Source organism: Microbacterium sp. NPDC012755 (assembly GCF_042901325.1).
In the GTDB taxonomy this organism is placed as follows: Bacteria; Actinomycetota; Actinomycetes; order Actinomycetales; family Microbacteriaceae; genus Microbacterium; species Microbacterium natoriense.
Genome location: NZ_JBIBCT010000001.1, coordinates 3,559,843 through 3,569,844, shown reverse-complemented (window position 1 = coordinate 3,569,844; position 10,002 = coordinate 3,559,843). Strand labels below are relative to the sequence as shown.

The 10,002-nt window shown below is 68.8% G+C and carries 13 protein-coding genes; 12 read left to right on the top strand and 1 reads right to left on the bottom strand.

The features are described 5' to 3' along the window. Positions 1–12 precede the first annotated feature (12 nt). From murC to ACFY5A_RS16705, 9 genes are all read left to right on the top strand, one after another. Complete coding sequence (gene murC / locus ACFY5A_RS16745) at positions 13–1,413, top strand: UDP-N-acetylmuramate--L-alanine ligase (protein ID WP_387235716.1); 1,401 nt, start codon at positions 13–15, stop codon at positions 1,411–1,413. 4 nt (positions 1,414–1,417) lie between these two features. Beyond that, on the top strand, positions 1,418–2,338 hold the full coding sequence (locus ACFY5A_RS16740) for an FtsQ-type POTRA domain-containing protein (protein WP_341941884.1): 921 nt from the start codon (positions 1,418–1,420) through the stop codon (positions 2,336–2,338). A 202-nt stretch (positions 2,339–2,540) separates the two neighbouring features. Further along, positions 2,541–3,683, top strand: coding sequence for a cell division protein FtsZ (gene ftsZ / locus ACFY5A_RS16735; protein ID WP_105676463.1), 1,143 nt, complete (start codon positions 2,541–2,543; stop codon positions 3,681–3,683). Beyond that, positions 3,680–4,363 carry a YggS family pyridoxal phosphate-dependent enzyme gene (locus ACFY5A_RS16730; RefSeq protein ID WP_341941886.1) on the top strand — a complete coding sequence of 228 codons (684 nt, stop codon included), beginning with the start codon at positions 3,680–3,682 and terminating at the stop codon, positions 4,361–4,363. Before ftsZ ends, ACFY5A_RS16730 begins: the two co-directional genes overlap by 4 nt. A gap of 43 nt (positions 4,364–4,406) precedes the next feature. Further along, positions 4,407–4,880, top strand: coding sequence for a cell division protein SepF (locus ACFY5A_RS16725; RefSeq protein WP_105676460.1), 474 nt, complete (start codon positions 4,407–4,409; stop codon positions 4,878–4,880). A gap of 3 nt (positions 4,881–4,883) precedes the next feature. Next, complete coding sequence (locus ACFY5A_RS16720; protein WP_341941887.1) at positions 4,884–5,180, top strand: YggT family protein; 297 nt, start codon at positions 4,884–4,886, stop codon at positions 5,178–5,180. 153 nt (positions 5,181–5,333) lie between these two features. Further along, positions 5,334–5,936, top strand: coding sequence for a DivIVA domain-containing protein (locus ACFY5A_RS16715; RefSeq protein ID WP_105676458.1), 603 nt, complete (start codon positions 5,334–5,336; stop codon positions 5,934–5,936). 96 nt (positions 5,937–6,032) lie between these two features. Further along, the gene (locus ACFY5A_RS16710) at positions 6,033–6,578 is read left to right on the top strand and encodes a signal peptidase II (protein WP_387235711.1); all 546 of its coding nucleotides are present in this window, start codon (positions 6,033–6,035) and stop codon (positions 6,576–6,578) included. A gap of 2 nt (positions 6,579–6,580) precedes the next feature. Further along, positions 6,581–7,510: an RluA family pseudouridine synthase gene (locus ACFY5A_RS16705; RefSeq protein WP_341941888.1), complete on the top strand. Its 930-nt coding sequence runs from the start codon at positions 6,581–6,583 to the stop codon at positions 7,508–7,510. Here ACFY5A_RS16705 and ACFY5A_RS16700 read toward each other — a convergent pair. Beyond that, positions 7,507–8,106, bottom strand: a complete 600-nt coding sequence (locus tag ACFY5A_RS16700) for a TetR/AcrR family transcriptional regulator (RefSeq protein WP_341941889.1) — start codon at positions 8,104–8,106, stop codon at positions 7,507–7,509. The genes ACFY5A_RS16705 and ACFY5A_RS16700 overlap by 4 nt on opposite strands. Before the next feature lie 98 nt (positions 8,107–8,204). Here ACFY5A_RS16700 and ACFY5A_RS16695 point away from each other — a divergent pair, with 98 nt between their 5' ends. The 3 genes from ACFY5A_RS16695 to ACFY5A_RS16685 are packed head-to-tail and all read left to right on the top strand — an operon-like array spanning position 8,205 to position 9,981. Beyond that, a complete protein-coding gene (locus ACFY5A_RS16695; RefSeq protein ID WP_387235707.1) occupies positions 8,205–8,822 on the top strand; it encodes a DUF6230 family protein in 618 nt (205 codons plus the stop codon). Beyond that, positions 8,813–9,262, top strand: a complete 450-nt coding sequence (locus ACFY5A_RS16690) for a DUF6114 domain-containing protein (RefSeq protein ID WP_387235704.1) — start codon at positions 8,813–8,815, stop codon at positions 9,260–9,262. The genes ACFY5A_RS16695 and ACFY5A_RS16690 overlap by 10 nt, the downstream gene beginning before the upstream one ends. Continuing rightward, entirely contained in the window at positions 9,259–9,981 is a 723-nt protein-coding gene (locus tag ACFY5A_RS16685; protein ID WP_387235701.1) for a hypothetical protein, read from the top strand. Before ACFY5A_RS16690 ends, ACFY5A_RS16685 begins: the two co-directional genes overlap by 4 nt. Positions 9,982–10,002 lie beyond the last annotated feature (21 nt).

The following is a 10,002-nucleotide window of genomic DNA, read 5'->3' as shown; positions in this document are numbered from 1 at the left end:
ACTGAGACGGACATGATCAGACCCGACCTCTCCCTCCCGATCCCCGAGAACATCACCTCCGCGCACTTCATCGGCATCGGCGGTTCCGGTATGAGCGGCCTCGCCCGGATGTTCCTCGATGCCGGCATCCGCGTCTCCGGTTCCGACCGTGCGGACAGCGACAACCTGCGCGCCCTCGCCGCGGCAGGGGCCACCGTGCACGTCGGACACGACGCCGCCCACCTGGGCGACGCCGACACCGTGGTGCACACCGGAGCGATCTGGCCGGAGAACCCGGAGTTCCTCCTCGCCAAGGAGCGCGGGCTGCACGTCATCCACCGTTCGCAGGCCCTGCACTGGCTCATCGGCAAGCGTCGACTGGTCTCGGTCGCTGGGGCCCACGGCAAGACCACCTCGACCGGCATGATCGTGACGGCCCTGCAGGCCCTGGGCGCCGACCCCAACTTCGTCAACGGCGGTGTGATCGAGCAGCTCGGCCTCTCCAGCGCCACCGGAGCGGACGACCTCTTCGTCATCGAGGCCGACGAGTCCGACGGCACCTTCCTGCTGTACGACACCGCGGTGGCTCTCATCACGAACGTCGACCCCGATCACCTTGACCACTACGGCTCCGACGAGGCCTTCCACGACGCCTTCGTGCGGTTCGCCGATGCCGCGTCCGAGGCCGTCGTGATCTCCAGCGACGACGCGGGCGCTCTGCGCGTGGGTGCGGGCCTCTCGCACCGCAACGTCATCACGTTCGGGCAGGCCGACGACGCCGACGTGCGCGTCTCCGACGTCGTCGCCGCGGGGCCGGTCGCCGCGACGATCACGCGCGGTGACGACAGCGTCCGGCTGCAGCTCGCGGTCCCGGGGCTGCACAATGCGATCAACGCCGCGGGCGCCATCGCGGTGCTGGGCGCACTCGGCTACGGCCTCGAGGAGTCCGCCCGTGCCGTCGAGGGCTTCGCCGGCACGGTTCGCCGCCTCGAGAAGCACGGCGTCGAGCGGGGCGTGTCCGTCTACGACGACTACTCGCACCACCCGACCGAGGTGCGCGCCGCGCTCGAGGCGATGCGTTCCATCGCCGACGGCGGACGTGTCATCGCGATCCAGCAGCCGCACACGTACTCGCGCACGCAGCACATGTTCCGCGAGTTCGCCGAGGTCCTCGAGCACTACGCCGACCACACCGTCATGCTCGACGTGTACGGGGCGCGCGAAGACCCGGTGCCCGGCGTGACGGGCGAGCTCGTCAGCGACGCCTTCCAGGATCAGGGCAACGTGCACTACGTCGCCGACTGGCAGCAGGCGGCCGACTACACGGCGAGCGTCGCACGAGACGGCGACTTCGTGGTCACTCTCGGATGCGGCAACGTGTACCAGATCATCCCGCAGGTCCTCGAGTCTCTGCGCGCGTCGTCAGAGGACTGAGCCGATGCGTCGCCCCGCTCCGCTCCCGGCCGCGCGGGAGAACCCGGACGAGAAGGAGACACCGCTGCGGCCGGTCTCCCGCATCCGGGGGCGTGCAGAGGCGGATGCCGCATCCGAAGACCTGAACGACGTCGACGAGACGAGCTCGGGGCAGGAGCCCGAGGTGCAGCCGACATCGGCGCGCGACGTCTGGCGCGCTGCTCGCGCTCGTCGCAAGGCGCTCCGCGCCGAGATTCGCCGCTTCACTCAGCGCTCCCGGCGCCGCAGGATCATCTGGCTCAGCGTGATCGGCGCCGTGCTGCTGCTCATCGGCGGCAGCGTCGCCGCGGCGTACAGCCCCCTGTTCGCGGTGCAGCGCATCACGGTGGTCGGCGCGACGACGCTGGACCCGGCTGCCGTCGAGGCCGCGCTCGCGGACCAGATCGGCACGCCGCTGGCGCTGGTCAGCACGAGCGAGGTCAAGGCCGCTCTCCTCGCGTTCCCCCTCATCGAGACGTATGCGCTCGAGGCGAAGCCGCCGAACGATCTGACGGTCCGGATCGTCGAGCGCACGCCGATCGGCGTCATCCGCTCCGACGCCGGGTACACCCTCGTCGATGCGGCAGGGGTCGCCCTCGCGACGACGACGGATCAGCCCCCGGGGCAGCCGCTGCTCGATATCGAAGGTGGCATCGACTCCCGCGCGTTCGAGAGCACGGGGCTCGTCATCCGGTCCCTCCCCGCCGATGTCCGGGCTGCGCTGACGGGGGTTCGTGCGAGCACGGCGGACGACGTGACCCTCACGCTGAACAGCGGGCTCACGGTCATCTGGGGGAGCTCCGACGAGTCGGCGCTGAAGGGCCTGGCACTCGCAGCCGCGATGGCCGCGAACCCCGGCGCCGCATCGATCGACGTCACCTCGCCGCACGTCGCCGTCATCGGCTGACCGCGCCGCGGTCGCGTGATCGGCGAATCGGCACGCCAAACAGACGACACGCCCGTGTCGCTGCGGGCGCGCGCGTATGCGGCGCTTACCTTCGAACAAGAGAAACCAATACCGGGAAATACTTTACACCTCTAGTTGAGGTTTAAGGTTCAACCCTCGGTATTCGTCAGAAATCCAGGCTCGAATACTTCGGAGGCCGGCCATGAGCCAGAACCAGAACTACCTCGCCGTGATCAAGGTCGTCGGCGTCGGCGGTGGCGGCGTCAACGCCGTGAACCGCATGATCGATCTCGGTCTGCGCGGTGTCGAGTTCATCGCAGTCAACACCGACGCCCAGGCGCTGCTCATGAGCGACGCCGACGTCAAGCTCGACGTGGGCCGCGAGCTCACGCGCGGCCTCGGCGCCGGCGCCGACCCCGAGGTGGGTCGACGTGCGGCGGAGGACCACGCGGAGGAGATCGAGCAGGCGCTCACCGGCGCCGACATGGTCTTCGTCACCGCGGGCGAGGGCGGCGGAACCGGCACCGGCGGCGCACCCGTCGTCGCGCGCATCGCCAAGTCGATCGGCGCACTGACCATCGGTGTCGTGACCAAGCCGTTCTCCTTCGAGGGGCGTCGTCGGCAGAGCCAGGCCGAGGCCGGCGTCGCGAAGCTCAAGGAAGAGGTCGACACCCTCATCGTCGTCCCGAACGACCGACTGCTGGAGATCAGCGACCGCGGCATCTCGATGATCGAGGCCTTCGCGACGGCAGACCAGGTGCTCCTCGCCGGTGTGCAGGGCATCACGGACCTCATCACGACTCCCGGTCTGATCAACCTCGACTTCGCCGACGTGAAGTCGGTCATGCAGGGCGCGGGCTCCGCGCTCATGGGCATCGGCTCCGCCCGCGGCGCCGATCGTGCGATCAAGGCCGCCGAGCTCGCGGTCGAGTCGCCGCTGCTCGAAGCGTCGATCGAGGGCGCGCACGGTGTGCTCCTCTCGATCCAGGGCGGTTCGAACCTCGGCATCTTCGAGATCCACGACGCGGCCGACCTCGTCAAGGAAGCCGCTCACCCCGAGGCGAACATCATCTTCGGAACGGTCATCGACGACACCCTCGGCGACGAGGTGCGCGTGACCGTGATCGCGGCGGGCTTCGACGGCGGAGAGCCGTCGCTGCGCCTCGACCCGATGGTCGTGTCCCGCCCGGCGACGACGACGCTGCCGGAGGTCGCCCTCACCGAGGAGCCCGAGAGCGCATCGTCCGAGAAGGTCGACGCCGAGCCGGTGCAGCGCTTCACCACGACGAGCATCGAGCCCGCCATCGTCGACGACGACATCGACATCCCCGAATTCCTGAAGTGACCGACCTGGGAGCGCGGCTGTCGGCGATCGACGAGCAGATCGCCGACGCCGCGCGCCTGGCCGGAAGGGACGCGGACGAGATCACCCGCATCGTCGTCACGAAGTTCCACCCGGCATCCCTCGTTCGGGAACTCCACGGCCTCGGCGTTCGCGAGGTGGGGGAGAACCGGCAGCAGGAGCTCAGCGCGAAGAGCGCGGAGCTGTCCGAACTGGACGACCTGCGCTGGCACTTCATCGGGCAGGCGCAGACCAACAAGGCGTCGGCGATCCGGCGCAGTGCTCAGGTCGTGCACTCCATCGATCGCGATCGGCTGGCGGATGCGCTGCACCGAGCGGCCGAGGATGACAGTGTGCTCGATGTCCTGGTGCAGGTGAACCTCACCGACGACGTCGGACGCGGAGGCGTCGCTCCCGACGCCGCTGCCGCTCTTGCCGAACACGTGATGACCCTCCCCTCCCTGCGTCTGCGCGGGGTCATGGCGGTCGCACCGCTCGACGAGGAACCGGCATCCGCCTTCGCACGTCTGCGCGACGTCGCCGATGGCATCCGCGCACTCGACCCATCCGCCACCTGGATCTCCGCCGGCATGACCGGCGACTTCGTCGAGGCGATACAGGCGGGCGCGACACACCTGCGGATCGGCTCCGCAATCACCGGACCCCGGCCAGACCGGGGTTAACCTGTCACAAGACCAACCCGAATCGTTCGAACCGGAGGACACAATGGGTAACCCGCTGAAGAAGACCATGGTGTATCTCGGCCTCGCCGACGAGGAAGAGGTCTACGAAGAAGAGACGCAGGCACCGGCCCGCTCCCACCGGGAGCGCGAGCGCGCGAGCGAAGAGCCGACCCCGGCTCCCATCACGCCGCTGCGCCGCCCGGTCGCCGTGCGTCAGCCCGCAGGAGGGGCAGTGAACGAGATCCTCACCGTGCACCCGAAGCAGTACCGCGACGCTCAGCTCATCGCTGAGAGCTTCCGCGAGGGTGTGCCGGTCATCATCAACCTCTCGCAGATGAGCGATGCCGACGCGCGGCGTCTCATCGACTTCGCCAGCGGGCTCTCGCTCGGCCTCTACGGCCGTATCGAGCGGGTCACCTCGAAGGTGTTCCTGCTGTCTCCGGAGAACATCGCGATCTCCGGTCACGGGGGAATCGCGCACGCAGACGCCGAGTCTGCGGGCTTCGATCAGTCGTAGCCCGTGGAGCTGGTCTCCGTCGTCGCCGGCATCGTCCACCTGGCTTTGCTGCTGTACCTTCTGGTGCTCTTCGCGCGCCTGATCCTCGACTACATCCCGATGTTCAACAGGGAGTGGCGTCCCAAGGGCGCCGGCCTCGTCGCCGCCGAGTTCGCCTACACGCTCACGGACCCGCCGATCCGGTTCTTCCGGCGGTTCATCCCGCCGCTGCGCATCGGCTCGATCTCCTTGGACTTCGGCTTCTCGCTGACGATCCTCGTCGTGCTGATCCTCATGAACATCGTGCGGATCTTCATCTGAGAGATTCCCGACTTTCGTCGCGCCCTGGTGTTGCGGCGTCGCGGCTGACAGGAGCGAGGACTATGCTTGGCTCCCAGGTGCGCGCCCCGGGTTCGCGCCACATCACGACCGCGCCATTCACAACTGGCAACCGAAATCATCGAAGGAGCCACCATGGCACTCACCCCGGATGACGTCGTCACCAAGCAGTTCCAGCACGTCCGCTTCAAGGACGGCTTCGACCCGGACGAGGTGGACGACTTCCTCGACGAGATCGTCATCGAGTGGCGCAAGGCCATCGAGGAGAACACCGAGCTGAAGGCGAAGCTCGCGGCCTACGAGTCCGGCGCAGCGCCCGCAGAGGCCGCACCTGTCGCCGAGGCTCCCGCCCCCGCTCCCGTCGCCGAGGTGCCCGCTCCGGTCGCCGCCGAGCCCGCTCCGTCCGGCTCCGCCACGGCCACTGCCGGCATCATCGAGCTCGCGCAGCGTCTGCACGACGAGCACGTCGCCGAGGGTGAGGCGAAGCGCAACCAGCTCATCGCCGACGCCGAGAATGAGGTCAACCGCATCCGCACCGAGGCTGAGGCGAAGCAGCGCGAAGAGACCGCTCGTCTCGAGCGCGAGCGCAACACGCTCGAGGCCCGCATCACCGAGCTCCGCAACTTCGAGCGCGACTACCGTTCGCAGCTGCGCGGCTACATCGAGGGCCAGCTCCGCGACCTCGACGAGAAGTCGGCGTCGACGGACTCCACGCCGGTCTCCGCGATCGGTCTGTAAGGCGCCCTCTTGTCAGGACGCCGTCCCCTTCGTCGGTCGGCGGCCGGTGCGATCGTTGCGATTCTCGCAGCGGTCGTGCTGGCCGCCGATCAGTTTGTGAAGCACCTCACCATCGAGAACCTCCCCAAAGAGGAGGCCGTTCCGGTCCTGGGTGACTTCCTGCAGCTCTTCTACATCCGCAACTCCGGCGCCGCGTTCTCGCTCGGCTCCGAGGTCACATGGATCTTCACGATCGCGCTCACCGTGGTCGCCGGCGTGATCGTCTGGAAGGCCTTCGGCCTGCGTTCGCGCCTGTGGGCCGTCGTGCTCGGCGCGCTGCTCGGCGGCGTGCTCGGAAACCTCACCGATCGCCTGTTCCGCGAGCCCGGCTTCGGCGTCGGGCACGTCGTCGACATGATCTCCATGCCGTGGATGCTCCCGGCGATCTTCAACGTCGCGGACATCTTCATCGTCACCGGCATGATCTCCGTCGCCCTGCTGGTCGTGTTCGGACTGCGCTTCGACGGCACGCGTGAGCGGGATCACGTCGTCGTCGAGACCGACGAGGAGGCCGAGGCGGTCGCGATCGCCGAGAGTCGTGCGGCGGGCCAGGATCGCGTCGACGGCGAGACCAGCGACGACGCGCCCTCCGAGAGTCGCTGACCGTGGAATCGCGGTCCCTCCCGGTCCCGGACGGGCTCGACGGCGTACGCGTCGATGCGGCTCTCGCGAAGATGCTGGGGTTCTCCCGCACCTTCGCCGCCGACGTCGCGGCCGCGGGCGGTGTGCGGCTCGACGGCGCGCTTCTCGACAAGTCCGACCGCCTTCGTGGCGGCGGCTGGCTGGACGTCGAGTGGCAGCCGAAGGAGGAGCCGCGGATCGTGCCGATCGCCGTTCCTGAACTCGGCATCGTGTACGACGACGATGACATCGTCGTCGTCGACAAGCCCACCGGCGTCGCGGCGCACCCTTCTCTGGGCTGGGAGGGACCGACCGTCGTCGGCGCACTGGCCGCGGCCGGCTTCCGCGTGGCGACGACGGGCGCCCCCGAGCGTCAGGGCGTCGTCCATCGGCTCGACGTCGGCACCAGCGGCCTCATGGTCGTCGCGAAGACGGAATCCGCGTACACCGCCCTGAAGCGGGCCTTCAAGGAGCGCACGGTCGAGAAGATCTACCACGCGGTCGTGCAGGGGCACCCCGACCCGCTGGTCGGGACGATCGACGCCCCGATCGGACGGCATCCGAACCATTCGTGGAAGTTCGCCGTCACGCCGGACGGCAAGCCGTCGGTGACCCACTACGAGACCCTCGAGGCGTTCCCCGGCGCCTCTCTGCTCGAGATCCATCTCGAGACGGGGCGCACGCACCAGATCCGCGTGCACATGGCCGCTCTGCGGCATCCGTGCGTGGGCGACCCGCTCTACGGCGCCGATCCGACTCTCTCCGCGCGGCTGGGACTCACCCGTCAGTGGCTGCACGCCCACCAGCTGGGGTTCACCCATCCCGCGACGGGGGAGTGGGTGCAGTTCGAGTCGCCGTACCCGGAGGACTTCCGGCACGCGCTCGCTGTGCTGCGCGGCGAAGCCGGCGTCTAGAAGCGGGCTCTCCCTGCGGCGTCCACGACGCCGTCCAATGTCTGCTCCAGGAACTCGACGACCGCGTCGTCATCGGCGCGGCGATCGACGATGAGCTCGAGCAGGGTCTCCTCGGTGAACGACACCCACGCGCGCAGCGCCACCCTGAGAGCTGCGGAGTCGGGTATGTCGAGCTCGGTGAAGGCCTCGAGGAGGCGCAGGGCGTTCAGCTCGCGCGACTCGTCGACGATCGCGCGCACGGCGGAGTCGCCGCTGGCCACGCCCCGGACGAGCGAGGAGAAGGTCCCGCTGTGCTCGCGGACGAATCCGGCGATGCGCAGGAGCGTGTCGTGGATGCGCTCGCGCGGCGGCAGGTCAGGGCGGGGCTCGCTGGCCAGGAGGAGGCTGTCGCGCGCAGTGGTCACGATCGCGCGTTCCACGCCCTGCCTGCTGTCGAAGTAGTGGAAGATCAGTGCCTTGGACACTCCCGCGCGGGCGGCGAGCTCCTCGATAGTCAGCTCCTCCAGCGGGTGCTCGGCGAGAAAGCCCACTCCGATGGCGATGAGCTGCGCGCGGCGCTGATCGGGGCTGAGGCGAGATCGCTGCTCGGAGGACATGCGAGAAGCCTAGCCAGAATGGTATTGACTCCTGGTCAATTATGCTTAGTATCGAGATATCGCGTGGACGCCGTCGTCCGTGCGAAGGAGGAGGATCGATGAAGTTCCCGAAGCTCTCTCAGGCGCTGTCGAAAGTCACGGCATCTCACGCCGGCCGGATCACGCTCGTCGCCGTCCCCGTCGGCATCGTCGCGGCATCCCTGCTCGGGGGAGTGGCGCAGGGCGCCGTTCCCGTGTCGTTCGCCGTCTCGGGCAGCCAGTTCCAGATCGGCGCCAGCCAGCTCGAGGGCACCGGCTTCTCGCAGTACGCGGGAGTGGCCACCGACTCCGAGGGCGTCGAGCACACGGTCGCGATCGCGAACATCAAGAGCGCGACGCTGAGCGATCTCTGCCAGTCCGTCATCACGGAGACGCCCCTCGGCACGGTCGGAGTGCTCATCAAAGCGGGTGGCGGCGGCAACCCGGCGACCGCGAGCGATCTGCAGATCGGAATGACCGGACTCAAGGGCGATGCCTCCTTCGGCAAGATCAGGATCGGCGTCGACGCCTCCACGGTCAACACCGAGGCCAAGGGCAGCGCCGGCGACTTCGCCCAGGACTCCGACACGGTCTCGATCAAGAACCTGCAGCAGACGGCATGGAGCACCCAGGCGTCCGTGTTCACGCTGACCGGCATGACGCTCGAGCTCACGGACGGTTCGCAGGGATGCTTCTGAACGGAGCGGATGCCGTGATCGATGAGGAAGCCGCAATGGTTCCTGCCGAGCCCGGGGGATTCCGATCCTGGCGCAGGCGGCGCCCCTTCATCGGCGGGGTGCTCGTCGCGCTCGGCGGCGTGGAGATGTTCTTCTCCGGGCAGCTGGACATCGGGCACCTGCACGTGCAGATGGGCATCGAGGGCATGCAGGCCACGATCATCCCTGTGCTCCTGCTGCTGCTCGGCATCCTCGCCATCGCGATGCCGACGCATCACATCTTCTACGGCGTCATCGCCCTCGCCGTCGCGATCTATTCGCTGATCGGGGTGAACCTCGGCGGATTCCTGATCGGCATGCTGCTCTCCACGGTCGGCGGGATCCTCGTCGTGGCCTGGATGGGACCGAAGGCGACACCCGCGGCGGTGCCGGACGGAGCGGACGAGGTGACGACGTCGTGACCTCCCGCCGCCCGAGCCTCGCCGCTCTGCTGGTGGCGTCCCTGGTCGTGATGCCGTCGATCCTCGGCGCCGCGGCGGCGCCGCAGTACCGCGACGCCGGCTTCTGCATCCCCCTGATCTACTGCCCGTCGCCCTCACCGAGCCCGACACCCTCGGCGCCGTCCCCGACGGATCCGGCGCCCCCTGCCGCCCCGGAGGCGCCCGCGGTTCCGACGACCCCCGTCGACCCGGCGGCGCCCGTCGATCCGTCAGCGACACCGGAGCCGTCCGAGCCCGTGCCTGCGCCGATCGACGAGGGCGCGCCGGTGTTCACGGGCACGCCCGCGTCGATGGGGTCGAGCTCCCTCTCGTTCACGGGGTTGAAGGGGATATCGATCGTCAGCGTGCCGACGGTCGGCGGAGGCAGCGTTCGCGCGGTGAAGATCACCGCCGACTCCATCACGATCGAGGGCTTCTCCCTCACCGTGCGGCCACCGGACGGGCCGGGCCTGGTCACGACGGCCGACACCATGTCCCTGCAGGGCGACGTCACCGTCTACATCGGGTCGGTGACCGCTTCGTCGATGGGCGGCGCCCCGCTGACGCTCGGCACCGACACGCCGCCGCCGCTCACCGACGTCGAACCGGGGCTGCTGAACGTCAGCATGGGCCTCGTGGGCAGCATCGCCGATCGGATCACCTACTCGAACACCGACCAGCGCATCGTCGCGGCGAGATAGCAGGCATGTCGGAGGCGTGCG

Excerpts from the sequence above, each read along its gene's own strand:
- ACFY5A_RS16690 (WP_387235704.1), top strand. The coding sequence starts at position 8,813 with ATGCTTCTGAACGGAGCGGATGCCGTGATCGATGAGGAAGCCGCAATG.
- ftsZ (WP_105676463.1), top strand. The coding sequence starts at position 2,541 with ATGAGCCAGAACCAGAACTACCTCGCCGTGATCAAGGTCGTCGGCGTC.
- ACFY5A_RS16715 (WP_105676458.1), top strand. The coding sequence starts at position 5,334 with ATGGCACTCACCCCGGATGACGTCGTCACCAAGCAGTTCCAGCACGTC.
- ACFY5A_RS16740 (WP_341941884.1), top strand. The coding sequence starts at position 1,418 with ATGCGTCGCCCCGCTCCGCTCCCGGCCGCGCGGGAGAACCCGGACGAG.
- murC (WP_387235716.1), top strand. The coding sequence starts at position 13 with ATGATCAGACCCGACCTCTCCCTCCCGATCCCCGAGAACATCACCTCC.
- ACFY5A_RS16695 (WP_387235707.1), top strand. The coding sequence starts at position 8,205 with ATGAAGTTCCCGAAGCTCTCTCAGGCGCTGTCGAAAGTCACGGCATCT.
- ACFY5A_RS16725 (WP_105676460.1), top strand. The coding sequence starts at position 4,407 with ATGGGTAACCCGCTGAAGAAGACCATGGTGTATCTCGGCCTCGCCGAC.
- ACFY5A_RS16700 (WP_341941889.1), bottom strand. The coding sequence starts at position 8,106 with ATGTCCTCCGAGCAGCGATCTCGCCTCAGCCCCGATCAGCGCCGCGCG.